Annotated in this window: 22 protein-coding genes; 8 read left to right on the plus strand and 14 right to left on the minus strand. The window is 58.1% G+C overall.

Features of this window, described 5'->3' with window-relative positions:
* Entirely contained in the window at window positions 1-912 is a 912-nt protein-coding gene (gene cbpA, locus U5A05_RS21920) for a curved DNA-binding protein (RefSeq protein ID WP_261739938.1), read from the minus strand.
* 291 nt (window positions 913-1,203) lie between these two features.
* On the opposite strand from cbpA, the gene U5A05_RS21925 reads away from it, so the two are divergent.
* On the plus strand, window positions 1,204-2,469 hold the full coding sequence (locus U5A05_RS21925) for an Hsp70 family protein (protein ID WP_321834817.1): 1,266 nt from the start codon (window positions 1,204-1,206) through the stop codon (window positions 2,467-2,469).
* 170 nt (window positions 2,470-2,639) lie between these two features.
* Here U5A05_RS21925 and U5A05_RS21930 read toward each other — a convergent pair whose 3' ends face one another.
* From U5A05_RS21930 to U5A05_RS21940, 3 genes are all read right to left on the minus strand, one after another.
* Complete coding sequence (locus U5A05_RS21930) at window positions 2,640-3,650, minus strand: AI-2E family transporter (RefSeq protein WP_261739940.1); 1,011 nt, start codon at window positions 3,648-3,650, stop codon at window positions 2,640-2,642.
* Between the two features lie 245 nt (window positions 3,651-3,895).
* Window positions 3,896-4,177: a PsiF family protein gene (locus U5A05_RS21935; protein ID WP_261739941.1), complete on the minus strand. Its 282-nt coding sequence runs from the start codon at window positions 4,175-4,177 to the stop codon at window positions 3,896-3,898.
* Between the two features lie 64 nt (window positions 4,178-4,241).
* Window positions 4,242-5,027, minus strand: coding sequence for an AraC family transcriptional regulator (locus tag U5A05_RS21940; protein WP_261739942.1), 786 nt, complete (start codon window positions 5,025-5,027; stop codon window positions 4,242-4,244).
* Window positions 5,028-5,123: 96 nt separating this feature from the next.
* Between U5A05_RS21940 and U5A05_RS21945 the strand changes: the two genes are divergently transcribed.
* Window positions 5,124-5,999 carry a DMT family transporter gene (locus tag U5A05_RS21945; RefSeq protein ID WP_261739943.1) on the plus strand — a complete coding sequence of 292 codons (876 nt, stop codon included), beginning with the start codon at window positions 5,124-5,126 and terminating at the stop codon, window positions 5,997-5,999.
* Between the two features lie 124 nt (window positions 6,000-6,123).
* Here U5A05_RS21945 and U5A05_RS21950 read toward each other — a convergent pair whose 3' ends face one another.
* Window positions 6,124-8,190 carry an AsmA family protein gene (locus tag U5A05_RS21950; RefSeq protein WP_321834819.1) on the minus strand — a complete coding sequence of 689 codons (2,067 nt, stop codon included), beginning with the start codon at window positions 8,188-8,190 and terminating at the stop codon, window positions 6,124-6,126.
* Window positions 8,191-8,444: 254 nt separating this feature from the next.
* On the opposite strand from U5A05_RS21950, the gene U5A05_RS21955 reads away from it, so the two are divergent.
* The 6 genes from U5A05_RS21955 to U5A05_RS21980 all read left to right on the plus strand — a co-directional run bounded on the left by U5A05_RS21955 (window position 8,445) and on the right by U5A05_RS21980 (window position 12,769).
* Window positions 8,445-8,717, plus strand: coding sequence for a hypothetical protein (locus U5A05_RS21955; RefSeq protein ID WP_261739945.1), 273 nt, complete (start codon window positions 8,445-8,447; stop codon window positions 8,715-8,717).
* A 162-nt stretch (window positions 8,718-8,879) separates the two neighbouring features.
* Window positions 8,880-9,512 carry a TetR family transcriptional regulator gene (locus U5A05_RS21960; protein ID WP_046809184.1) on the plus strand — a complete coding sequence of 211 codons (633 nt, stop codon included), beginning with the start codon at window positions 8,880-8,882 and terminating at the stop codon, window positions 9,510-9,512.
* 161 nt (window positions 9,513-9,673) lie between these two features.
* Window positions 9,674-10,174 (plus strand): urease accessory protein UreE, encoded by a 501-nt coding sequence (ureE, locus tag U5A05_RS21965; RefSeq protein ID WP_261739946.1) that lies wholly within the window; start codon window positions 9,674-9,676, stop codon window positions 10,172-10,174.
* Complete coding sequence (locus U5A05_RS21970; RefSeq protein ID WP_321834823.1) at window positions 10,171-10,845, plus strand: urease accessory protein UreF; 675 nt, start codon at window positions 10,171-10,173, stop codon at window positions 10,843-10,845. The genes ureE and U5A05_RS21970 overlap by 4 nt, the downstream gene beginning before the upstream one ends.
* 9 nt (window positions 10,846-10,854) lie before the next feature.
* On the plus strand, window positions 10,855-11,466 hold the full coding sequence (gene ureG, locus U5A05_RS21975) for an urease accessory protein UreG (RefSeq protein WP_261739948.1): 612 nt from the start codon (window positions 10,855-10,857) through the stop codon (window positions 11,464-11,466).
* Between the two features lie 169 nt (window positions 11,467-11,635).
* A complete protein-coding gene (locus tag U5A05_RS21980; protein WP_321834826.1) occupies window positions 11,636-12,769 on the plus strand; it encodes an AGE family epimerase/isomerase in 1,134 nt (377 codons plus the stop codon).
* A gap of 116 nt (window positions 12,770-12,885) precedes the next feature.
* Here U5A05_RS21980 and U5A05_RS21985 read toward each other — a convergent pair whose 3' ends face one another.
* The 9 genes from U5A05_RS21985 to amaB form a co-directional block, all read right to left on the minus strand.
* Window positions 12,886-13,791: a cation diffusion facilitator family transporter gene (locus U5A05_RS21985; protein WP_261739950.1), complete on the minus strand. Its 906-nt coding sequence runs from the start codon at window positions 13,789-13,791 to the stop codon at window positions 12,886-12,888.
* Between the two features lie 70 nt (window positions 13,792-13,861).
* Window positions 13,862-14,629 carry an SDR family oxidoreductase gene (locus U5A05_RS21990; RefSeq protein ID WP_261739951.1) on the minus strand — a complete coding sequence of 256 codons (768 nt, stop codon included), beginning with the start codon at window positions 14,627-14,629 and terminating at the stop codon, window positions 13,862-13,864.
* A gap of 862 nt (window positions 14,630-15,491) precedes the next feature.
* Window positions 15,492-16,208 (minus strand): ABC transporter ATP-binding protein, encoded by a 717-nt coding sequence (locus tag U5A05_RS21995; RefSeq protein ID WP_261739952.1) that lies wholly within the window; start codon window positions 16,206-16,208, stop codon window positions 15,492-15,494.
* The gene (locus tag U5A05_RS22000; RefSeq protein WP_261742507.1) at window positions 16,205-17,080 is read right to left on the minus strand and encodes an ABC transporter ATP-binding protein; all 876 of its coding nucleotides are present in this window, start codon (window positions 17,078-17,080) and stop codon (window positions 16,205-16,207) included. Before U5A05_RS22000 ends, U5A05_RS21995 begins: the two co-directional genes overlap by 4 nt.
* Window positions 17,081-17,091: 11 nt before the next feature.
* Complete coding sequence (livM, locus tag U5A05_RS22005) at window positions 17,092-18,375, minus strand: high-affinity branched-chain amino acid ABC transporter permease LivM (RefSeq protein ID WP_261739953.1); 1,284 nt, start codon at window positions 18,373-18,375, stop codon at window positions 17,092-17,094.
* A 2-nt stretch (window positions 18,376-18,377) separates the two neighbouring features.
* Window positions 18,378-19,292 carry an ABC transporter permease subunit gene (locus U5A05_RS22010; protein ID WP_261739954.1) on the minus strand — a complete coding sequence of 305 codons (915 nt, stop codon included), beginning with the start codon at window positions 19,290-19,292 and terminating at the stop codon, window positions 18,378-18,380.
* Between the two features lie 236 nt (window positions 19,293-19,528).
* On the minus strand, window positions 19,529-20,665 hold the full coding sequence (locus tag U5A05_RS22015) for a branched-chain amino acid ABC transporter substrate-binding protein (protein ID WP_261739955.1): 1,137 nt from the start codon (window positions 20,663-20,665) through the stop codon (window positions 19,529-19,531).
* A 363-nt stretch (window positions 20,666-21,028) separates the two neighbouring features.
* Window positions 21,029-22,312 (minus strand): L-pipecolate oxidase, encoded by a 1,284-nt coding sequence (gene amaA, locus U5A05_RS22020; protein WP_321834832.1) that lies wholly within the window; start codon window positions 22,310-22,312, stop codon window positions 21,029-21,031.
* A gap of 163 nt (window positions 22,313-22,475) precedes the next feature.
* Window positions 22,476-23,966 (minus strand): L-piperidine-6-carboxylate dehydrogenase, encoded by a 1,491-nt coding sequence (gene amaB / locus U5A05_RS22025; RefSeq protein ID WP_321834834.1) that lies wholly within the window; start codon window positions 23,964-23,966, stop codon window positions 22,476-22,478.
* Window positions 23,967-24,051: the final 85 nt, after the last annotated feature.

The following is a 24,051-nucleotide window of genomic DNA, read 5'->3' on the forward strand; positions in this document are numbered from 1 at the left end:
TCAGTTACTCCATTGGGCTCTCGGGTCAAATGCGGCTTTATCGGCGAGTTCTTGCCACAACGCTTTGGTGGCTTCGTCGCCATGGGTCGGCATGACCACTTTCAATTGGGCATACAAATCACCACGCTGGCCTTGCTTGTCGCTCAAACCGTGGCCCTTGATGCGCATACGCTGACCGCTCTGGCTGTCTGGGCGAATGGTCATCATCACCTTGCTGGTCAGGGTCGGTATCGCCACCTTGGTGCCCAGCGCAGCTTCCCACGGTGCCAGCGGCACAGTGATGACCAGATCGTGGCCTTCGACATCGAATTTCGGGTGCGGCGCAAAGCGAATGATCAGGTATAGATCACCATTGGCTGCACCGCCCATGCCCGGCGCGCCCTGCCCTTTAAGGCGGATGCGCTCGCCGTCGGTCACACCGGCCGGAATCTTCACGCTCAGGGTCTTGCTGGTATCGCCGATCTGGAAGCTGATCTGCTTCGACTCACCAGACAGGGTTTCTTCAAGAAAAATCGGCAATTCCATTTCAACATCCTGCCCGCGACGGCCCGCACTGCGGCCCGACTGCCCACCAAAGCCATTACCGCGCGAACCGAAGATCGAGCTGAAAAAGTCCGAAAAATCGCCATTATTCTCGAAGCCACTGCTGGAATGACCCTGCCAGCCAGGCGGCCCCTGGAACGGCTGACCATGTTGACCATATTTACGAATTTCATCGTATTCAGCACGCTTTTCGGCGCTTTTAAGCGCTTCATACGCTTCGTTGACGTCCTTGAACTTGCTCTCGGCGTCCTTTTCCTTGCTCACATCCGGGTGATACTTGCGCGCCAGCTTGCGATAGGCGGTCTTGATCGCCTTATCGTCCGCCGTGGGCTCGACACCCAGGATCTTGTAATAGTCTTTGAAGTCCATGTAAGGATCACCATCCGTTATCAATATCGCGCTGCTCCGGTCACCCAGAATGCTCCAGTTGACCGGCCTGTCGATTGACCGATCTCAAGAGCAGCGCTGCAAAAGTTTATCGGCAGCCTACGGGCTTCACGCAATCGCCTGCTAACTACCAAGCCAATGACTGGAAGTTTGGGGATGAAGGATAGTCTTTCAAGTGGATTAAAACCTGCGATTTAACGATTAGTCGTGCTTCGATTCTTTGAGCGTCTGACATACACTGCGCGGCCGTTTTTTAACCGGAACACGAAAGACATGAAAAGCGCCTCTCCAGCACGTGCCTGCGGTATCGACTTCGGCACGTCCAACTCCACCGTCGGCTGGCTGCGCCCAGGCGTGGAAACCCTCATCGCGCTGGAGGACGACAAGATCACCCTGCCCTCAGTGGTGTTCTTCAATATTGAAGAACGCCGCCCGGTGTATGGCCGTCTGGCGCTGCATGAGTACCTGGAAGGCTATGAAGGCCGCCTGATGCGCTCGCTCAAGAGCCTGCTGGGCTCCAAGCTGATCAAGCACGACACCAGCGTTCTGGGCACAGCTATGCCCTTCAAGGACTTGCTGGGGCTGTTTATCGCTCAGCTTAAAAAGCGCGCCGAGACAACCGCCGGTCGAGAATTTGAAGAAGTGGTACTGGGCCGCCCGGTATTTTTCGTCGATGACGACCCCCTGGCCGACCAGGAAGCCGAAAACACCCTGACCGACGTGGCCCGCGCCATCGGTTTCAAGGAAGTGTCCTTCCAGTACGAACCAATCGCTGCGGCATTTGACTACGAGTCAACCATTGAGCGCGAAGAGCTGGTACTGATCGTCGACATCGGCGGTGGTACGTCCGACTTCTCGCTGGTGCGCCTGTCGCCCGAGCGCCGTGGCATGGACAACCGCCAGGACGACATTCTCGCCACCGGCGGTGTGCACGTGGGCGGTACCGACTTCGACAAGCAACTGAGCCTGCAAGGCGTGATGCCGCTGTTCGGCTACGGTAGCCGCATGAAAAGCGGTGCCTACATGCCTACCAGCCACCACATGAACCTGGCGACCTGGCACACCATCAACTCGGTGTACGCGCAAAAAACCCAGATCGCCCTGAACAGCATGCGTTACGACATCGTCGACACCGGCGGTATCGATCGCCTGTTCAAGCTGATCGAGCAACGTGCCGGTCACTGGCTGGCGATGGAAATCGAAGAAACCAAGATCGAACTGACCCATAACGACAGCCGTCACTTGCTGCTGGATCGGGTTGAGCCGGGACTGAGCGTGGACCTGAGCCGGGCAATGTTTGAAGCGTCCATCGACAACCAGCTGGAGCGTATCCGCAACAGCGTGACCAACCTGCTCACCAGTGCGGGCGTGGGTGTCGAGCAAGTCGATACGGTGTTCTTCACCGGTGGTTCGAGCGGCATTCCGGCGTTGCGCCAGAGCGTCTCGGCCATGTTGCCTAATGCCAACCATGTTGAAGGCAACATTTTTGGCAGCATCGGCAGCGGTTTGGCGATTGAAGCTAAAAAACGTTACGGCTGATCCCTCTGTAGCAGCTGCCGAAGGAGCGAGGCTGCGTTCGGCGGCGAAGCCGTCGTGAAACCGGGCACTGCCGAGTGTCACTTGAACTCGGTATTCCGGGTTTACGGTCGCTACGCAACCGAACGCAGCCTCGTTCCTTCGGCAGCTGCTACGAGGATGTGCGTTAACCGTTAAACCAACCCCACCTGCTTCAACTCGCTCTTCAAATACGCGTAGTAAATCGGTCCAGCCACCACACCCGGCAGGCCGAAGGCTGCCTCAAATACCAGCATCGCCAGCAGCAATTCCCAGGATTTGGCGCTGATCTGCCCACCCACGATTCTGGCGTTGAGAAAGTATTCCAGCTTGTGGATAACGATCAGATAGCCCAACGCGCCCACCGCCACCCAGATCGACAACGACAGCCCGACGATGGTGATCAAGGTATTGGAGATCAGATTACCGATCACCGGCAGCAAGCCCAGCAGGAAGGTCAGCACGATCAGGGTTTTGGTCAGCGGCAGGTGTACACCCAGCAGCGGCAGGATCACGGCCAGGAAGATCCCGGTAAACGCAGTATTGAGCAGTGCGATCTTGATCTGAGCAAACACGATATTGCGAAACGCCTGTACCAGCAGGTGCAAACGTTCGAACAGAGCAGCCGACAGCGGCTTGCGGCGGCTGATATCGGGAATGCTCTGCAAGGCCATGATTGCCCCCAGCACCATGCCGATCAGCAAGGTCACGAACATGTGCGCAGCGTCTTTACCCACCAGTTGCAAATCGCTGAGGTGCTTATTCATCCATTCGCCAATGGCGACACGAAACTCTGCTGCGCTGGCGGGCAGGTAGCTGTCCAGAAACGGCGGCAATTGCCCGCGTGCCCGGTCAACCACGACCATGAATTTATTCAGTGAGGCACCTGGGTTTTCGGCTTCATGCAGCAAAAAGCTGATCGCCCCGGCAAAGATCAGCGCCAGCACACTGACGATTACCGTGCCCAGCAACGCCACCGCCAACCAGCGCGCACGTCGCCCGGCAATCAGGCGCTGCAATTGGGGGGTGAGCATGTTGACCAGTTCGAATACCAACAACCCGGCCAGCAGACTGGGCAACAAACGCAAAGGAAAAACCAGTAACAGGCCGCCAGCAATGATGATGTAACTGGCCAATATGATGTGACGCTGAGAAAACGTTGGCATACAGCCTCAAAACTGACAGCGTGAAAGGACAGGCAGTCTGCCAGCCTTCGGCGGGGAGCACTAGAATTTCAAACTTTACCGTAGCAGCTGCCGAAGGAACGAGGCTGCGTTCGGCGGCGCAGCCGTCGTAAAATCAGGCACTGCGGTGCACCAGTCAAACCCGGCTCTCAGGGTTTACGACGACTTCGTCGCCGAACCCAGCCTTCGTTCCTCGGCAGCTACGAGATACGCGCAGGCCTTTGAAGCTATTTTTTCTTCAGGCAATCACTCATAAAGGCTTTGCGTGCGTCACCCTTGAGGGCTTGGGTGCCAGCCGTAGCGTTGCAGGTTTTCATTTTGTCCTGCTGGGTTGCCGGTTTGGCTTTGAGGCAGGTACTCATAAAGGCTTTGCGCTCATCCCCCTTGAGGGTTTTTGCACTGGCGTCAGCGTTACAGGTGGTCATTTTGTTTTGTTGAGCGGTGGCCGCAAAACCTTGGGAACACAGCAGCAAACCGATCAACAGCAGAGGCACACGCAGCATTTTCATGGAGTTTTCTCCTTATTGGCGCGCCAGATTGCAGCGCGATCTCCTGAAGTGTAGACAAACTCTGTTACAGCACACGTGCTTGGCGCCGATACTGCTCTGGCGTACACCCGGCCTGACGCGCAAACATTGCGATAAACGCCGATGAGGTGCTGTAACCCAGATCAAACCCCACGTCCTGCACGCTGCGTGCAGACTCCAGCGCCTCGATCGCCGCCAGAAAGCGCAGGCGCTGACGCCACTCGCCAAAACTCATGCCCAACTCGCGTACAAACAGCCGCGCCAGCGTGCGCTCGCTGACGTGTACCTGCTGCGCCCACTGGCCTAACGATCGGTTATCGCCAGGTGCCTGTTGCAGCGCCTGGAGCACCTGCAACAAGCCCGGATGGCTGGCATAGGGCAAGTAACACTGATGCACCGGTGCCTGGCGCAATTGGTCGACCAGCACCTGCGCCAGGCGAATATCCGCCTCGCTCTCAGGGATATTGATATCGCGACGGGCGAAGTCGCTGAGGATGGCCTTGAGAATATCGCTGATGGCCAGGGTTACCGGGGTACTCGGCAAGTGCTGACAATGAATGGCATCCAGATACACCGAACGATAAACAATCGCCTGAGCGTTATAGGCACTGTGCTCGGTGTTGGGCGGGACCCAGACTGCGTACTGCGGCGGCGACATAAAGCGCCGACCATCGACCTCAAAGCGCATTACCCCGTGGGCCACGTAATCCAGTGAACCCCAGGCATGCTCGTGCGGTACGGCATGGCTATGGGCTTCGATCTCGGCGTAGCGAAAGTAAACCGGCGCAGGCAAGCCATCAAATTCGGGGACGCTGATCAGATTCTTGCGCATGTGTCTGGATTCGGCATGAGGTTGGCTGGATCGAAGTATAGGCTTGCAGACAGACAGGCGGATAATCAGCGCTTATTAATTCTGTAGTTGTCACTGATGCAATACGCCTATCCCCTACTGGCCATTTTTATCTGGGCCGGCAATACCGTTATCAACAAACTGGCTGTAGGAGCGATCTTTCCGTCCGAGATCGGCTTTTACCGATGGCTGCTGGCTGGCCTGCTGTTCACCCCGTTTATGCTCAAGCCGGTGATAGCCAATTGGCCTGTTATCCGCCCCAATCTAGGCAAGATATTCGTCCTCGGCGTGCTGGGCATGGCCGTGTACCAAAGCCTGGCTTACTACGCGGCGGCCAGAACTTCAGCGACCAATATGGGGATCATCCTGTCATTGATGCCGCTGATGGTGCTGGCCATGTCGATCATCAGCCTGGGGCAACGCTTGACTGCCGGGGCATTGGTGGGGGCCATCGTGTCGTTTGCCGGGGTACTGGTGGTGGTATCGAGCGGCAGCCTTGCAGCCTTGCTCGATCACGGCCTTAACCTAGGCGATGCGATGATGCTGATCGCCACCCTGGCCTATGCGATTTACAGCACCTTGCTGAAGAAATGGCAGTTGCGCCTGCCACCGCTGCAAATGTTGTATATGCAGGTGCTGGTGGCAATTGTGGTGTTGTTTCCGCTGTACCTGGCCTCCCCCAAGGTCGGCCCGACGGTGCATAACATGGGGCTGGTGCTTTATGCCTGTGTGCTGGCGTCAATGATCGCGCCGCTGGCCTGGATGAAAGCCGTGGCCACACTTGGCCCGAGCCGCACCACGCTGTTTTTCAACCTGCTGCCTCTGATTACCGCGCTGATTGCGGCGCTGGTATTGAAAGAGCAGTTGCATGCCTACCACCTGATTGGCGGTGCGCTGACGCTGGGCGGGGTGATTCTTTCGGAGCGCTGGACTACGCCACTTCGAAAAACCTGAGAACACTTCTGAACCCACAACCTGTAGCCGCTGCCGCAGGCTGCGATGGGCAGCGCAGCGGCCCTCGAAGGGCCTACGGCCCTTATCGCAGCCTTCGGCAGCGGCTACATTAGTTCTGCAGTGTTTACTTCACCGTTTTAGGCACTTTGCCCTGCTGCATTTGTTGCAGCAGCGGTGCGCACTGGTTAGGTTCGCCGCCGCTTGGCGCAACCAATGCCAGCAACCCTGCCGCCGGGCCTGCAATCACTCCCAACGCCACCATGCCTGCACCACGCAACAGCAACGGCACCGCTTGCACACCCGCCGACGGGTTGGCGAAGGTGCCGCGCACATACAGCGGTGAGCGCAACGAGAACAGACGCAGGCCTTTGGACTCAGGGGTGATCTTCAAGTCGAGCTGTTCGGTGGCCAGGTTGATCGTGCCGTCGATGTAGATAATCGCGTTCTCGGTATCGAACACGAACAACCGGGTGCTGGCCAGACCACTCTTGATCCCCAGGTCTGCTGCTGCGCAGTTGATCTTGACGTCTTCGTCGCCAAAGATTTTGCCCACCACATAGTTACCCACGTTCAACCCGGCAATTTCCATCAGGCTGCGGCTGATGGCGCCGTCATTGATGATCATTTTCAAATCACCATTGGCGGTGCCCAGCAACTTGGCGACCGAATTGCCGGTGCCGGCAATCGTGGCATCACCATTGAGTTCGCCGAAGCTGGTTTTCATCGGCTCAAAGGTGGGGAACAGCTGCTTGAGCTTGAAGTTACGGGCAGTCAATTTGGCGCTGCCTGTCAACGGCGTGACACGGCCATTGAGTCGAATCTGCGCATCCAGCTTGCCGCCTGCCACGCCAAAGCGCAGCGGCTCAAGGCTCAGCTCACCGTCATTGAGCACAAGATGAGTGTAAAGGTCGGTAAACGGCAGCTCCGCACTCTGCACGATGCGCTTGCCGGTGAGTTCAACGTTGGCATCCATGTCGCGCCAGCGCTCGGTGCGAAACTCTTCGACCGGCAGTACCTTACCAGCCGGTTGTTTGCTCTCGCCGCCACGGGCTTTTTGTTTGGTGTTGGAGTCAGCACCAATCAGCGGCGCCAGGTCAGCCAGCAGCAATTGGTTGGAGACCAGCTTGCCGGACAACTTTGGCCGCGGCTGGCTGGCCAGGTATTGCAGATCGCCGTGAATATCACTGCTGCCGATCTTGCCGTTGAAGTTTTCATAAGTGAAGGTCGCACCACCCGGCTCATGCAGCTTGGCAATCAAGTGCCCATCGGTTGAGTACGCCGGCGAATCGGGCAAGGTCACGCCGGTCAGCGGATACAGGTTAGCCAGGCTGGTGCCGGACAGCTTCAGGCGCAGGTCCAGCGCCCCAAGATTCAATGGGTCAGTCAAGGTCCCGGCAAGCGCCACCTGGGTATCGGCAATGCTGACTTGAGCTTGCAGCGGGAAAGGCTGATTGGCATCTTGCAGCGCCAGCAGGCCGCCGATTTTGCCAGCGCCGCTGAGCTTCTGGCCGTGGTACTGGCCTTTGACCTTCAGGGCGAACGCATAGTCTTGCGGCTTGGCGCCTTTTTCCATGACCTTTTTCGCGTCAGTTTCGCCGACGATTTCGCTAAACGGGATCGGCTTGCCCAATGGGTCAATCAACACATCCAGCTGAGTTTTGAGGATCTGGTCATTGAGGGTCACGTGCCCCTTGTCGAACCCAATGGCACCGATATCCAGCGTCCAGCTCGAGGGCTCGGCGTTCGGGTCCTTGGGGTCGAAGGTAAAGGTCCAGTTCGCCCGGCCATCAGCCAGCCGTTCAAGGCTGGCGCTGGGCTCGGTCAGGTTGATACGCGGGATATCCACGGTTTGGGTCAGCAGCGCCAGCGGCGACAGGCGTAGCTCTACTTTTTTCAGGCTGGCCATTTGCGGGGTTTTCGCCCACTCGGGGTTGCCCAGCGTCAGGTCCTGAGCGATCACATGCGGCCACGGCACCCAGGCACGCCAGCCTCCTTCGTCCTCTTCACGCTGCCAGCGCACAGCCAGGTCACCGTTAATGGCAAACGGGCGATGAAGGACTTCAGACACTTTGGTGTTGATGGTCGGCTTGATGCGGTTCCAGTCGAAAGTAGCGAGAACCACCACCAGCACAGCGACCAGCAGAACGAATACAGAGCCTGTCCAGGCAAGGGTTTTACGGGTGCGCGTCATGTCACGGCTCCTTGATTACGACTGAACGTCCCAGTTACGACGCCTGTAAATGTACGACTGGCAAAGACGTCTCAAGGTTTAACCCTGCCACGTCTTTCGTGAAAAAAACCTCAAGAACCGCAGGCTAGAGCCACCGATCCTGAACAATCAATTCTGTCGATTATCACCATTGGCCGTATGAACTTTGATATCCGGTAGCCAAGCGTAGCATTGCCACCACACCTACTTGATTGCACTGCTACGGAGCACACACCATGAAACGCCCAGTATTGTTTGGTCTTTCCCTTTCACTTATGGCCTTCAACGCATTCGCTATGCCTGCCGACGAAGAGCCAACCCCAATGGTACAGCCTGCATCAAGCACTCTGAGCCAACCGCTCAACCCGGTTGCTGAAGACGGCGCACAACGTACCCTTGATCAGCAAAAAAGCGTTGCTGAAGATGGCTACGATCGCACCCCAAGCAATCAGTTTGTTGCCGAAGGTGGCGCTGATCGTTTGGCAGAAAGGAATCAACGTGCCAGCTAAATCGATCCATGTAGTCGCTGCCGCCAGGCTGCGATAAAGGCCGCAGGACCTTCAACATCCTGGGGCTGCTACGCACCCCATCGCAGCCTTCGGCAGCGGCTACAAGGGATTGATCAAATTTGCTAGAGTGCGCCGCTGTACTTGTCTGGAATACCAGCCCCGATGCTCCCTCGCGCCGAACAGAAACAACAAACCCGCCTTGCGCTGATGGATGCTGCCCGCCACTTGATGGAGTCGGGTCGCGGCTTTGGCAGCCTGAGCCTGCGCGAAGTCGCCAAAACGGCTGGCATCGTGCCCACCGGCTTTTATCGCCACTTCAGCGACATGGACCAATTGGGCCTGGCACTGGTCAGTGAAGTCGGCCAGACCTTTCGCGAAACCATTCGCCTGGTGCGTCACAACGAACTGTTCATGGGCGGTGTGATCAACGCCTCCGTGCGTATTTTTCTCGACGTGGTCGAGGCCAACCGCTCGCAGTTTTTGTTTCTGGCCCGCGAGCAGTACGGCGGTTCCCAACCGGTTCGTCAGGCCATTGGGGCCCTGCGCGAAGACATCACCTCGGACCTCGCGGCAGACCTTGGCTCCAAGCCAAAATTGCAGCATCTGGACCACGCGGGCCTGACCGTGATCGCCGATCTGGTGGTCAAAAGCGTGTTTGCCGCCCTGCCCGATGTCATCGACCCGCCTGCAGACACCCTGCCCGACCACCTGCAACCCCAAGCCAAAATCAGCCAACAACTGCGCTTTATCTTTATCGGGCTCAAGCATTGGAAAGGCTTGGGCAGCACTGAATAATTGCAAGCGCACCCTGTTGGTGCGCCATGGCACCCATTACGCACTAATTTAGAACAGCTTCATCTTCCTGCACTCTTTTTGGGCCTGCATTTGCGGTCTACACCCGGGTTGGCAAGCCCCTTGCTCTGACCCAGGTAATGTCAATTGCAGGAAGCTTTCCGATGTTGGTGATTCATCGCAGAATCCAGGCCCACCCCGTGTGGAGCGCCGAGCTACACCTCAACTTCGAAGCCCGTAGCAAGAGCCGCCTGCGCTGCTTCAGCAGCAGTGGCGAAGATGTCGGCCTGTTCCTTGAGCGCGGTCAGGCGCCCTTGCATGACGGCGAATTTCTCCAGGCCCAGGACGGGCGCATCGTGCGCGTCTGCGCCAGCCCCGAAAAACTGCTGCATGTCACCTGCAGTAATGCCTTTGAATTGACCCGCGCTGCCTATCACCTGGGCAACCGTCACGTCGCCTTGCAAGTGGGTGATGGCTGGTTGCGCCTGCTCGATGACTACGTGCTCAAGGCCATGCTCGAGCAGTTGGGCGCTCACACCGAAGCCATTGAAGCGCCGTTTCAACCGGAACACGGCGCCTACGGAGGCGGTCACCACCACTCCCGTGCGGGCGAAGAAGACTTCAACTATGCCCCGAAGCTGCATCAGTTTGGTGTGCGCTTGTGAACCCGGCCTGGGCGCTGCTGCGCCTGGCCAGCCCGCAGTTGCCGATTGGCGGCTACAGCTACTCCCAAGGGCTGGAGATGGCCGTCGAGAATGGCCGCGTAGGTGATCCGGTCGCGGCTTCACGCTGGATCAGTGATCAACTGCTGCTCAATCTGGCCCGTTTCGAAGCGCCGTTGCTGCTGGCCCATTGCCAAGCAGCGGCCGATCAGGACTGGAGTGCCTTGCAGCGCTTGTGCGATGAGCATCGCGCCAGCCGTGAAACCCGTGAGTTGCATCAGGAAAGCCGGCAAATGGGCTACTCCCTGCAACAATTGCTCACTGGTTTGCCGGAACTGGACGAGCCCGCGCGGATGTTTCTCGCACAACAGACTGAACCGCATCTGGCGCTGGGCTGGGCATTGGCTGCCCGCGCCTGGAGCATCAGCCCACAGGATGCGCTGGCTGCCTGGCTCTGGAGCTGGCTGGAAAACCAACTGGCGGTGCTGATGAAAACCCTGCCATTGGGCCAACAGGCAGCCCAGCGCATGACCAGCGAGTTGTCCCCCGCCTTGCAGCAGGCACAGCAACACGCCAGTACTCTCGACTTATCCCACTTGGGCAGCGCCGCTTTCGGCCTGTCATTGGCGAGCATGGCCCACGAGCGCCAGTACAGCCGCCTATTTCGTTCCTAGGAGAATGTAATGAACACACAGCCTTTGCGAGTTGGCATCGGTGGCCCGGTGGGCTCCGGCAAAACCGCACTGACCCTGGCCCTGTGCCTGGCATTGCGCGAAAAGTACAACTTGGCTGTCGTGACCAACGACATCTACACCCGAGAAGATGCCGATTTTCTGGTGCGCAACGAGGCGCTGGCTCCGGAGCGCATTATTGGAGTTGAAACCGGTGGTTGCCCGCATACGGCTATTCGCGAAGATGCGTCGATCAATCTGGAAGCCGTGGATCAACTGAACCGACGTTTTCCGGGGCTGGACCTGATTCTTGTGGAATCGGGTGGGGATAACTTGTCGGCGACTTTCAGCCCGGAACTGTCCGACCTGACGATCTACGTGATCGACGTGTCGGCGGGGGACAAGTTGCCGCGCAAGGGCGGGCCGGGAATCTGCAAGTCGGACTTGCTGGTGATCAACAAGATCGACCTGGCGCCGCTGGTGGGCGCGTCGCTGGAACTGATGGACAGCGACACCCGGCGCATGCGCGCAGACAAGCCGTTTGTGTTCAGCAACCAGAAGACCGGGCAGGGCCTGGACACCATCGTGGCGTTTATCGAGCGTCAGGGGTTGCTGGTCAAATAGTGCTGAAATCATCTGTGGGAGCGAGCCTGCTCGCGATGGCCGCGACGCGGTACATCATAAAAACGCAGTGATGCCATCGCGAGCAGGCTCGCTCCAACAGAGTTGAGATCATCCAGGAATCACGGTGTATCATGTCGCGCAAACGCCCCAGCCGTGACGACGCCCGCCGATGCCTGATGTAGCCAGCTCCGACTTCCCGCTTGAACTGACCGCCACCTTTGCGGCAGTGCAGCAGCATTTTCGCCAGGTCATTGTGCCGCTCTGGCAAGGCCCCGGCTGGAATGCCGAACTGGCGCTGCCCTATGAGGCCCTGAGCCCCGAGCACCAGCCGTTGCCACCCCAGCGCTACCGCGCCATGGCCTGTGCACGGCAACTGTACCTGTTCGCCAGCCTGATCGACGACCCGGCCTTCCCCGGCGCGGCGGAGCGCGCAGCTCAGTTGTTTCGCTCGCTGCACCAGCATTTTCACGACGCCGAACACGGTGGCTGGTTCTACAGCATCGACCCTCACGGCGCGCCGCTGGATCAACGCAAAGACCTCTACACCCACGCCTTTATCATCTTCGCTTGTGCCCATTACTGGGCCAAAGTGCGCGAACCGCTGGTGGAGTCGGCGCTCAATGGCGCATTGCAAGTGGTAGCCGAGCGTTTCAGCGATGGCGACGGTCTGTATGAAGCCAGCCTGGACCGGGACTGGTCATCACTGGGCAGCGGCCCGTTGCAAAACCCGTTGATGCACTTGGCCGAAGCGTTTTTGGCCACCCTGTCGGTCCGCGACGATGCCCCGGTACACGCCGCACTGCTGGCACTGGCGGCGGGCATGCAGCAGCGGTTTATAGAGCCTGTGCATAACGTCATGCTGGAAAAACCGCACGGGGCTGTGGATAACTGGTTTGAGCCAGGCCATCAGTTTGAGTGGTTCTTTTTGCTGCAATCTTCGCCCCTGCTGCGCCAGACCCCGCTACACGGGTCGCTGGATCGCGCCTTTGGCTTTGCTGAGCAGGTGGGGGTCGATCCACAGAGCGACGCGGTCTGCGGCATGCTGGCCGCCGATGGCAGCCTGCGTGATGGCACCCAGCGTATCTGGGCACAGGCCGAGTACCTGCGCGCACTGACCTTACGCCCGGACAGCCAGCCACGCCTGCAACGCCAATTGCTGGCGCTGCAACAGAACTTTTTACATGCCGGTGGCTGGTATGAATGCCGGGATGGCGCGGGCAAGGTCAGCCGCGAAGATATGCCGTCGACCACGCCGTATCACCTGGCGACGTGCTACAGCGGGTTGGCGCAATTCCTCAGCTAACACTAACAACTGTGGGAGCGGGCTTGCCCGCGCTTCAGGCGACCCGGTTTATCAGATAAACCGCGCCGATCCGATCGCGAGCAAGCCCGCTCCCACAAAAAGTTACTTGCCTTGAGTTACGCAATCCACTTGCGATCCCCGGTAAAGCTGATGGTCAGCCAACGTGCACTGTCAGCCGCCCCCAGCAGCTCGGATATTTCTTCGCGCAACGCATCAAGCGTCTTCACGCTGATCAGTGGATAACCTGCTGGCAGCACGATATGAATCTCGATGAACCGCGCCCGCCCATGCTTTTGCACATAGGTTTTGTAGCCTTCAAAACCATGGCGCGCCGACATGTCCTCCAGCACGTCCCGAACCTTGTCATCGAGCTTGTCCGGGGCAATGCCCAGTACGTCACGCAAGGCCGGTTTAAGGATTTTGAACGCCGGGGCCAACATGCTCAGCGCCAGCAAAATCAGGATTGCCGGGTCAACGTAAGCCGCCCACTGTGCATAACCCTGCTGCTTGAGCACCAGCGCGGTGACGAAACTTATCAACAGCCCCACCGACAGCATCGCGTCCACCAGCCAACTGATGTTATCGAACTGGATCAAGGTTGACTTGAGTTTGCGGTTTTTGCGCCGTACCCAGAAGTAATAGGCGAACTCGATCACGGTAAACACCGCCGCGTAGACGATCACCATGCCCAATTCGATGTCGCGCCCGCCATTGATAATGCCGAACACGCCGTTAAGAAATGCGTAGATCGCAATCAATAACAGGAAGCTGCCTTCAATCAGCAGCACCATTGGCTCTAGGTGCCAGAAGCCGAACTGGAAACGCTGGTTGCTTTCCTTGGCGATCAGTTGCGCTGTGATCAGCATCAACACTTTGATAAAAGTTGCGATCAAAGAGAAAAAACCATCGAACAGGATGGATTCGGAACCCGAAATAAAACCCGTCGCGATGCCAGCAATGGCCACCGCGAACATTAGAACAGTCGATTGTTTGAGCAGTTGCTGCTCACCACGGTTACTCACAAAAACTCCTTTTCAGCCCGATTGAATGCGACCCCCTCAGGAGGTCGCAGGTGGGCTGCCAGGCGTGAGTTTACTCCTTGGTATGGCGTTCGATGGCAAAACCGCTCCAGGACTGCGTAACGGGCATCAGCTCAAGGCGGTTGATGTTGATGTGCGCCGGGGTGTTGAGTACCCAGAAAATGGTCTCGGCGATGTCCTGGGGCTGAATCGGTTCGGCGCCCTGGTAGGTCGCGTCGTACCGCGCCTTGTCGCCGCCGAAGCGCACCATCGAGAATTCGCTCTCGCACAGGCCCGGCTCAACGTTGCTGACTCGCACGCCAGTGCCCTGCAAGTCGCAGCGCAGGTTCAGGGAGAATTGTTTTACAAAAGCCTTGGTGCCGCCATACACATGGCTACCGGGGTACGGGTAGCTGCCAGCGATAGAACCCAGGTTGACGATCCCGGCACCGCGGCCGTAGGCAATCAGGCGTGGCAGCAGCAAGCGGGTGGTGTAAAGCAGGCCCTTGATGTTGGTGTCGACCATGGTGTCCCAGTCGTCGAGATCACACTTGGGGGCCGGGTCGGTGCCCAGCGCCAGGCCAGCATTGTTGATAAGCCCACGCAACTTGCTGAACGAGGGCGGCAGATCGGCAATCGCCGCCTCCATCGCCGCACGGTCACGCACGTCTACCACCAGGCCATGGACCTCGGTCTGCTTGGACAACTCTTCGCACAGTGCCTTCAAGCGATCTTCGCGCCGACCCGTCAGCACCAGTTTCCAGCCTGCCTGTGCAAACTTGCGCGCACACGCCTCACCAAATCCGGAAGTCGCGCCTGTAATAAACAGGGTGGAAGTCATCGTGTTCTCCTTGGCTGGCGGGCATCGGCCGCCGTTGAATTGGACGTTGAGCAGAATGCCCCGGCTGGGTTCCAGCGGCAACCCGGTCATGCTGGCGGACTTTAACTGTACAAAAAACGATCAAACTCCGACAAGCCATGATGCATAAGGCCTGGAGCCATATGCGCTCACCTTATCCACAGGCCCGTCCACAGTCTTTGGGTGTAAGTCGAAAATGCTCGAAGCCGCTATTCACAAGGGGTAGAGCACAGAACGAGGTGTTTTTAACTTGACCTGAACCTGCCCCACATGCACACGCCCCAAAAGGGTGCAACCAGGTAAAACCCGGCACATAGCCACAGGCCAGTAATTACGCCGTCTAGCGCATTCTTTCCAGAGTTTAACCACAGACTTATCCACAGGTTAGTCATGTATTTCGAGCGCTCTTTAAAACTAAACAAACCTGTTGACAAATCACCGGAGCGGCCAAGCAAAAACCACTGATCGAAAAATAACCACACCGCTGGACACCGTGTAGGTAAAGGCCTACAGCCAACTACTCCCACGTTACCCACAGCCACCTCCACAGCAAACGGGGACAAGTCAAATTGATGACAAAACAGGCAATTACAGCGTCTTTATGTCGCGGTTTCACAGAGTTGAAATAATGTTTTCCACAATTTGCGGCGGGGCTGTACGGAGAGGAAATTGTCGAACAAAAAACATGAGGGATAAGCAACTTGCGCAATTGTGTAGCCGCTGCCGCTACAGAGATACTTCAAGCGTGGGAGCGAGCCTGCTCGCGAAGATCATTCGCGAGCAGGCTCGCTCCCACAGGGGGCTTGACCTGGAATAGAGTATCTACAGGGTTTAGGCAGTTCGGTCAGTGCCCACCCAGATAGGCGTTGCGCACTTCGTCGTTACTCAGCAGCTCCTTGCCGGTGCCGGTCAGGCGGATTTCACCGTTGACCATTACGTAGGCGCGGTCCGATAAGCGCAGGGCGTGGTTGGCGTTTTGCTCCACCAAAAAGATGGTCATGCCGGTAGTGGCCAGCTCGCGCAGGGTGGCAAAGATCTGCTTCACCACAATCGGCGCCAGCCCCAGGCTAGGTTCATCCAGCAACAGTAGCTTGGGGCGGCTCATCAATGCGCGGGCGATGGCGAGCATTTGCTGCTCGCCCCCGGACATGGTCATGGCCCGCTGGTTACGCCGCTCCTTGAGCCTTGGGAACAACTCGAACATGCGCTGCATGTCTGCGTCGGCATGTTTGTCACCAATGGGGATGGTGCCCATCAGCAGGTTTTCTTCCACCGACATGTCTGGAAACACGCGACGGCCTTCCGGCGACTGGGCGATGCCGTTGGAGGCAATGTAGTGCGAGGACTTCTGGGTGATGTCCACGCCCTGATAAATGATTTGCCCGCCGCTGGCCCTGGGCTGGCCGAATATCGACATCAGCAGCGTAGATTTACCCGCGCCGTTGGAGCCGATCAGGCTCACGGTTTCGCCCTCTTCGATGTGCATCGAGACTTTTTTCAGTGCCTGGATCGGACCGTAGTGGACATCCAGCTCCTTGAGTTCGAGGATCGTGCTCGTCATATCAGCTCCTCTTCGTCTGCGCCGAGGTAGGCAGCAATCACTTTCGGGTCGTTACGAATAGCCTCAGGCCCGCCCTCGGCGATCACGTTGCCGTGGTCGAGCACCACGATGTGATCAGAAATACTCATGACCATGCCCATGTCGTGCTCGATCAGCACCACGGTAAGGTCGTGTTCGTCACGCAGCAGGCGAATCATCCCGCTCAGCGCTTCGGTTTCCTGTGGGTTAAGACCGGCTGCCGGTTCGTCCAGGCAGATGATTTGCGGACGCGTACACATGGCCCGGGCGATCTCCAGACGCCGCTGTTGGCCGTATGACAATTCACCGGCCAAGCGGTTGGCGCAGTCCACCAGATCCACTACCTCCAGCCAGTAAAACGCATGGTCCAGCGCATCGCTTTCGGCCTTGCGATAGCCCTTGGTGTTGAGGATCCCGGCGAGCATGTTGCGGTTGACCCACATGTGCTGGGCCACCAGCAGGTTTTCCAGTACCGACATTTCCTTGAACAGGCGAATGTTCTGGAAGGTCCGCGCCAGACCCGAGCGGTTGACCAGATGTGTACCACCGAACATTTTGTAGTACAGCCGACTGGCGAACGCCTTGGGCGATACAAAGTCGGTCAGCTTGAACGGTTCGCCCAGCAGCTTGATCACATTGGTACGTGCGCCCCGGGCATTGAGTTCGATCCTGCCGCCGCTGGCCTTGTAGAACCCGGTCAGACAGTTGAACACCGTGGTTTTACCGGCACCGTTGGGGCCGATCAAGGCAAAGATCGAGTTGCGTTTAACCTTGAGGCTGACATCACTCAGGGCTTTGATCCCACCGAAATGCATCATCAGCTTGTCGACCGAAAGCACCACGTCGTCTTTCATGATGGGCTCATTCATGGCGCGACTCCCTTGCGTGGCGTAACACCGACACGGCTGATCCGGATCAGGCCTCGCGGTCGCCAGATCATCATCAACACCATTAAGACACCAAACAGCAGCACCCGATACTCGGCAAAGCTGCGCAGCAATTCAGGGGCCACGGTCAGTACGAACGCAGCAATTACCACACCCACCGTCGACCCCATGCCACCAAGCACCACAATCGCGAGGATCAGCGCCGACTCAAAGAAGGTAAACGAGGACGGGTTAACAAAGCCCTGGTAGCTGGCGAAGAACACCCCGGCCAGACCTGCCGTAGACGCGCCAATGGTGAACGCCGAGAGTTTGACCAGTACATGGTTAAGCCCCATGGAGCGGCAGGCGATTTCGTCTTCGCGCAACGCTTCCCAGGCACGACCGATCGGCATGCGGGTCAATCGATGCTTGATGTACAGCACCAGCAGCACCACCAGAAACAGCACGATGTAGATAAACAGGAATTTGATGTTGGGGTTGTAGTCCAGGCCGAAGAACTGATGAAACGGCACCCCGCCTTCTTTGGCAACACGGCCAAATTCCAGCCCGAAAAACGTCGGTGAAGGCACCGGCATACCGTTGGGCCCACCAGTGAACGACAGCCAGTTGTTGAGTATCAGGCGAATGATTTCACCAAAGCCCAGGGTCACGATGGCCAGGTAATCCCCATGCATTCGCAATACCGGAAACCCGAGAATGCACCCCGCCATCGCCGCCGTAATGGCCGCCAGCGGCAGCACCGACCAAAAGCCCAGCCCCAGATACTGATAGCCCAGCGCCAGGCCATAAGCACCGATGGCGTAGAAGGCCACGTACCCCAGATCGAGCAAGCCCGCCAACCCGACCACGATGTTCAAGCCCAGGCCGAGCAGCACGTAGATCAGGCCGAGGATCACCACGGTCAGGATGTATTTGTTGGCAAAAAACGGGAACACGATGGCAATCACGATCAGCAGCGGCACGATCCAGCGCAGCCGCGATTTGTAATCGGGTGGCAGCACGTGCACACCAGAGCCGGTGGACTCAAAGCTCTGAAGAATTTTCAGGCCCTTGGACGTTTGCAGGAACAGGCTCAGGACAAAGCGTCCCACCATCACAATCGCCACCAGCCAGCCAACACGCGCCGGCTGCAGGTTGAAGCTATAGCCGTCGAGCACTACCCCCACGATCGGTCCGAACACAATCAATGAAATCAACCCGGCAAGGATCGAGTCGATAACGCTTTTTTTGATATCAATTGGTTTGTTAATGGCTGCAGACATACTTACACCTTCGCCACGAGAGGACGACCCAGCAGGCCTTGGGGACGGAAAATCAGAATCAGCACCAGCAGTGAGAAACTGAACACGTCCTTGTAATCCGAGTTAACCAACCCGGCAAAAAGTGACTCGGAAATACCCAGGATGATCCCGCCGAGCATGGCGCCAGGCAATGATCCAATCCCGCCGAGCACGGCAGCAGTGAACGCCTTGATGCCAATAATAAAGCCGGCATAAAAGTCGAACGTGCCGTAGTTCATGGTGATCAACACACCGGCCAACGCGGCCATGGCAGCGCCGATCACAAATACGTAGGAGATCACCCGGTCGGTGTTGATCCCCAGGATCGAGGCCATCTTGCGGTCTTGTTGGGTGGCGCGGCACATGCGGCCCAGCTTGGTGTACTTGATGATGTAGGTCAGCAGACCCATGCCTACGAAGGCTGCAATCAGAATGAAGACTTTGGTGTAGGTGAGTTGTACAAAACCGGTGCCAATATCCACGCGCCAGGAACCGCTAAGGAGGGTCGGAACCCCCTGTTGACGCGAGCCTTGGGCAATTTGCACGTAGTTTTGCAGGATCAGGGAAATACCGATGGCGCTGATCAGCGGCGCCAGCCGTGTGGAGTTTCGCAGAGGTTTGTAAGCCACGCGTTCGATGACCCAGCCATACACGCCAGTCACCACTACGGTGAAAACCAAGGTGCCCAACATCAGTAGCGGGAAGGATTCAATACCGAAGTATGCCAACAGAGCCAGACTGATCGCCGCGAGGTAAGCAGAGATCATGTACACCTCGCCATGGGCGAAGTTGATCATGCCGATGATGCCATAGACCATTGTGTAGCCGATGGCGATCAGGCCGTAGACAGACCCGAGGGTCAGGCCGTTCAGCAGTTGCTGTAGGAAAATACCATCCATAACGCAATCTCACGCACTTGAGCCGTTGCGCAGACGCAAGCCGTCCACGCCGTCAGAGGACAGCTTGGCTGGCAGGGTGTACGCGACTCCTGGAAAAGAAGACAGGTGATGCCGATTTGCCTCCGATGCCCTTGGATCCGGAGGAGCTGGCGCAGGCTGCGATCTTTTGAGTGTTTAAAAGATCGCAGGCTTGGCCAGTTCCTAAGGAATCAGGGAATCAGCAGGAGCGATCTATCTCACTTCTGTTTTTCCAACTGGTGATATTTGCCGCTTTTGTCCCACTGATAAACCACGTAGTCAGAGACTTTCAGGTCGCCTTTGCCGTCCCAGGCTTTTTCACCCATCACGGTTTTAACCGGGTTGGCCTTGAGCCACTTGGCTGCGTCTTCACCTTTATTGGATTTAGCGCCATTGAAGGCGTCAGCCAGGGCCTGGATCGAAGCGTAGGCATACAGGGTGTAGCCTTCTGGCTCGGTGCCGGCTTTGCGGAACTCTTCAACCACCACCTTGCTGTCCGGCAGCAGGCGCGGGTCGGCGCCGAAGGTCATGTACACGCCATCGACATACTGCGGGCCACCGGCAGTGGCCACCAACTCGTCGGTCACGATGCCATCGTCCGACATGAATTTCACATCCTTGAGACCCGCTTCACGCAACTGGCGGACCAGCGGACCGGCTTCTGGGTGCAGACCACCGAAATACACGACATCAGCACCGGCGCCGCGGATTTTTGTGACCAGCGCGCTAAAGTCTTTCTCACCCCGGGTCAGGCCTTCTTCCAGAATAGGTTTCACGCCGCGTTTGGTCAGCTGTGCACTGGTGGCATCGGCCAGACCTTTACCGTATGTGTCCTTGTCGTTGATGACTGCTACTTTTTTGCCCTTGAGCACGTCGACAATGTAGTCGCCTGCAACGATGCCTTGCTGGTCATCACGCCCGCACATACGGAACACTGCATCCAGCCCACGCTCAGTGACCTGCGGGTTGGTCGAGCCCGGCGTGATCATGATCACACCCGCATCGGCATACACCTCGGAAGCAGGAATGGTGTTCGAAGAGCAGAAGTGACCGACCACACCGATCACTTTGTCCTGATCGACCAGACGGTTGGCCACGGCCACGGCCTGCTTGGGCTCACAGGCATCGTCGCCAGCAACCAGCTTGATCTTCTCGCCGTTAATCCCGCCAGCCTTGTTGATTGCATCCGCAGCCGCCTGCGCACCCTTCATGTACTGCTCACCAAATGCCGCGTTGGCGCCGGTCATCGGGCCCGCCACACCAATTTTCACATCTGCCTGAACAAACGAGGACACGCCCAAAGCAGCAGCCACTGCGAGGGCCAGAAAACCTTTCTTGTAGAACGTCTGCGACATGAGGTGGTGCTCCTGAGGTTTTTTTAGTTGGCACTGCGACTTCACATAAAGCGCTGAGCAAGGCGCGTGCCATTGGTTTTTTATTCTTAAAAAAGCCGCTGTGTTGTTGTTATATCGACTGTTTCGGGCCCATTTTCATTGGGCGTGCAACCGTCTAAACCAAGGAAGGTGAAACCATTGTTTATTTGCTGGCGCCACCCATCGCAACAAACGTTGCAACCGGGTTGCCCTGCACTGTGCAACCGCCCTGTAACCCCGTGCGTCACCGAACTGCACACTCTCGGTGCGTAACTGCTACAGGCCGCACCATTAGAGGCTAGTCGCTACACGAAGAAACGCGGTGCCATCCAGAAAAAAACCCCGTCAGATCACAATTCTTAAACATTGTCCGGCGTGATACAGCGAAAAACCGGCTTCGTATAAACAGCTGCGTAGCCCCGTGCCAGACAGTGGTCGCATTGGCGCAAAAGGAATCGGCAAAGCCTTGGCATCGCCGCTGCACAAGTAGTCGGCAAACGCTTTGCCCACCACACTGCCAGTGGTCACGCCCCGACCGTTGTACCCGGTAACTGCCACCAAACCGGGTGCTGGCTCGAACAAACGCATCAAGTGATCAGGGGTAAATGCGATACAACCGGTCCAGGTGCATTCCCACTCCACGCCCTTGAGGTACGGGAAGTAGTGCTGTTGCACACGGTCGGCCCAGGCTTTGAGAAACCAGGCAGGCTTTTGATTGCCATTGCCCAGGCTGCCCAGCAATAAGCGGCCCTCGGCATCGCGGCGGATGCTGCTCAACACCTGCCGGGTGTCCCATGAGCCCTGGCCGCCGGGCAAGATCCGGGCGGCAGTGGCGTCAGTCAGCGGCTGGGAGGCAACCTGGTAGTAGTAACCGGGGAAAAAGTTGCGGCGTAAGTCAGTCCATTCGCCTTCGGTGTAGGCATTGGACGCCAGCACCACCTGTTCGGCATTCACCGCACCCAATGCGGTTTGCACCGACCAGCGCTGGCCCTGGCGCTCAAGCCCGGTTACGGGCGAGTGATCAAACAAGCGCCCGCCCAGATCACCGGCAGCCTTTGCCAGGCCCGAGGTGTAGGCCATCGGGTTGAGGGTTCCCGCGCGACGGTCAAGCAAGGCAGCGGCAATTTTGGTGGTGCCGGTGGCGGCTTCGCACGCAGCGCCGGTGAGTAATTCCACAGGCGCCCCGCGGCGCTTCCATTGCTGCTCGCGGCTGCGCAGATCGGCTTCGCCCTTGGCGTTATGGGCCATGTGCAGCGTGCCTTCGCGGCGCAACTGGCAGTCGATGCGGTATTTATCGATCAGGCTGAATACCAGCGCGGGCGCGGCACCGAGCATGCGATTGAGCTGGCTACCGACCGCTTCCCCGAAACCGGCTTCAATATCATCCGGCGCGATCCACATCCCGGCGTTAACCAGTCCTACGTTACGACCCGAACCGCCATGCCCGGTGCGATGCGCTTCGAGCACACATACACTTTTGCCCTGCTCAAGCAAATGGATTGCGGCTGACAGGCCGGTGATTCCGGCACCAATCACACAGACATCAACGCTGAGTTCACCCTTGAAAGTGGGCGCCTGAGGGCGTTGTGGGGTGAGGTTTTCCCATAGACATTGTTCTTGTAGAGGCATTGCCAAGCTCCAGAAATGAAACCCAACCAAACGCAAATCACCTGTAGCCGCGGCCAAAGGCTGCGATGGGTTGCGCAGCGACCCTGGCTTTCATGAATGAAAGAAGGTCCTGCGGCCCTTATCGCAGCCTTCGGCAGCGGCTACAGGGGTGTACTCCTCTCACTCAATCGAAGGTAATCCCCTGCGCCAACGGCAACTCCAGCGAGTAGTTCACGGTGTTGGTCTGGCGGCGCATATAACCGCGCCACGCATCAGAGCCCGACTCGCGGCCGCCGCCGGTTTCTTTCTCACCACCAAATGCGCCGCCAATTTCCGCGCCGCTGGGCCCGATGTTGACGTTGGCGATCCCGCAGTCACTGCCGGTAGCGGACATAAATTGCTCAGCCTCGCGCACGTCGGTCGTGAAAATGCACGACGACAGGCCTTGGGGCACGGCGTTGTTCAGGCGCAGCGCCTCGGCAAAGTCGCTGTAACCGACCACGTACAGGATCGGAGCAAAGGTTTCATCGCACACTACATCGCTCTGCTCGGGCATTTCCACAATCGCCGGGGCCACGTAGTAAGCGCCAGGGTACTGGCCAGCCAATTGACGTTCCCCCCCAAACACCCGGCCGCCTTCGCTCAGGGCTTGCTCCAGCGCATCCTGCATGTTTTCAAAGCTGTGCTTGTCGATCAGCGGCCCCACCAAATTACCTTCCAGCGGATGACCGATACGCACTTTGGAATAGGCGGCCTTGAGCCGGGTGACGATTTCTTCCTTGACCGACTCATGGGCGATCAGACGGCGCAGGCTGGTACAACGCTGACCGGCAGTGCCGACGGCGCTGAACAGAATGGCGCGCACGGCCATGTCCAGATCGGCACTCGGGGCAAGGATCATTGCGTTGTTGCCGCCCAGTTCCAGAATGCTGCGGGCAAAGCGGGCGGCGATTTTTGGCGCCACTTCACGGCCCATGCGGGTGCTGCCGGTGGCACTGATCAGCGCGACACGCGGGTCTTCAACCAGTGCTTCACCGGCCTCACGGCCACCGATAATCACTTGGGCCAGGTACTTGGGTGCGTCGCTGAATGAGTTCAGGACCCGGTCAAACAGCGCCTGGCAGGCCAGCGCGGTGAGCGGGGTTTTCTCGGACGGCTTCCAGATCACAGAGTTGCCGCATACCAGCGCCAACGTGGTGTTCCACGCCCAGACCGCCACCGGGAAATTGAATGCGCTGATCACCCCTATCACGCCCAGCGGGTGCCAGGTCTCACGCATATGGTGGCCCCGACGCTCCGAAGCGATGGTCAAGCCATAGAGCTGGCGCGACAGGCCGACGGCAAAGTCGCAGATGTCGATCATTTCCTGCACTTCGCCCAAGCCTTCCTGGGTGATCTTGCCCGCTTCCCACGACACCAGCTCGCCCAGATCGGCCTTGTACTCACGCAGCAAATCGCCGAACTGGCGCACCAGCTCCCCACGGCGCGGGGCTGGCACTTTGCGCCAGGCCTCGAATGCGTGCTCGGCGCGGGTCACGTGTTGTTCGGTTTCGGCGGCACCTTCCCAGTGCACGGCGCCAATCTGGCTGCCATCAATCGGCGTGTATACCGGCTGATTACCCTGCTGATACAGCGCGGGATTCACACCAAGACGATCCAGTAATGCAGCAACCATTGGGGGGCACTCCTTGAACTTGAGAAAGATAATTCGCAGGCCGTTAGTTGTAGCTGGCTCCCATGACGGCAACAAACGACCTTTA

It is taken from the genome of Pseudomonas kulmbachensis, from assembly GCF_963681935.1.
In the GTDB taxonomy this organism is placed as follows: domain Bacteria; phylum Pseudomonadota; class Gammaproteobacteria; order Pseudomonadales; family Pseudomonadaceae; genus Aquipseudomonas; species Aquipseudomonas kulmbachensis.

Bases quoted from the DNA above. Each gene is read 5' to 3' on its own strand.
- U5A05_RS21925 (WP_321834817.1), top strand. From the start codon at position 1,204: ATGAAAAGCGCCTCTCCAGCACGTGCCTGCGGTATCGACTTCGGCACG.
- amaB (WP_321834834.1), bottom strand. From the start codon at position 23,966: ATGGTTGCTGCATTACTGGATCGTCTTGGTGTGAATCCCGCGCTGTAT.
- amaA (WP_321834832.1), bottom strand. From the start codon at position 22,312: ATGCCTCTACAAGAACAATGTCTATGGGAAAACCTCACCCCACAACGC.
- U5A05_RS22015 (WP_261739955.1), bottom strand. From the start codon at position 20,665: ATGTCGCAGACGTTCTACAAGAAAGGTTTTCTGGCCCTCGCAGTGGCT.
- U5A05_RS21935 (WP_261739941.1), bottom strand. From the start codon at position 4,177: ATGAAAATGCTGCGTGTGCCTCTGCTGTTGATCGGTTTGCTGCTGTGT.
- U5A05_RS21930 (WP_261739940.1), bottom strand. From the start codon at position 3,650: ATGCCAACGTTTTCTCAGCGTCACATCATATTGGCCAGTTACATCATC.
- cbpA (WP_261739938.1), bottom strand. From the start codon at position 912: ATGGACTTCAAAGACTATTACAAGATCCTGGGTGTCGAGCCCACGGCG.
- U5A05_RS21980 (WP_321834826.1), top strand. From the start codon at position 11,636: ATGCCTGATGTAGCCAGCTCCGACTTCCCGCTTGAACTGACCGCCACC.
- U5A05_RS21950 (WP_321834819.1), bottom strand. From the start codon at position 8,190: ATGACGCGCACCCGTAAAACCCTTGCCTGGACAGGCTCTGTATTCGTT.
- U5A05_RS21955 (WP_261739945.1), top strand. From the start codon at position 8,445: ATGAAACGCCCAGTATTGTTTGGTCTTTCCCTTTCACTTATGGCCTTC.
- U5A05_RS21960 (WP_046809184.1), top strand. From the start codon at position 8,880: ATGCTCCCTCGCGCCGAACAGAAACAACAAACCCGCCTTGCGCTGATG.
- livM (WP_261739953.1), bottom strand. From the start codon at position 18,375: ATGTCTGCAGCCATTAACAAACCAATTGATATCAAAAAAAGCGTTATC.
- U5A05_RS21940 (WP_261739942.1), bottom strand. From the start codon at position 5,027: ATGCGCAAGAATCTGATCAGCGTCCCCGAATTTGATGGCTTGCCTGCG.
- ureG (WP_261739948.1), top strand. From the start codon at position 10,855: ATGAACACACAGCCTTTGCGAGTTGGCATCGGTGGCCCGGTGGGCTCC.
- U5A05_RS21945 (WP_261739943.1), top strand. From the start codon at position 5,124: ATGCAATACGCCTATCCCCTACTGGCCATTTTTATCTGGGCCGGCAAT.
- U5A05_RS22010 (WP_261739954.1), bottom strand. From the start codon at position 19,292: ATGGATGGTATTTTCCTACAGCAACTGCTGAACGGCCTGACCCTCGGG.
- ureE (WP_261739946.1), top strand. From the start codon at position 9,674: ATGTTGGTGATTCATCGCAGAATCCAGGCCCACCCCGTGTGGAGCGCC.
- U5A05_RS22000 (WP_261742507.1), bottom strand. From the start codon at position 17,080: ATGAAAGACGACGTGGTGCTTTCGGTCGACAAGCTGATGATGCATTTC.
- U5A05_RS21990 (WP_261739951.1), bottom strand. From the start codon at position 14,629: ATGACTTCCACCCTGTTTATTACAGGCGCGACTTCCGGATTTGGTGAG.
- U5A05_RS21995 (WP_261739952.1), bottom strand. From the start codon at position 16,208: ATGACGAGCACGATCCTCGAACTCAAGGAGCTGGATGTCCACTACGGT.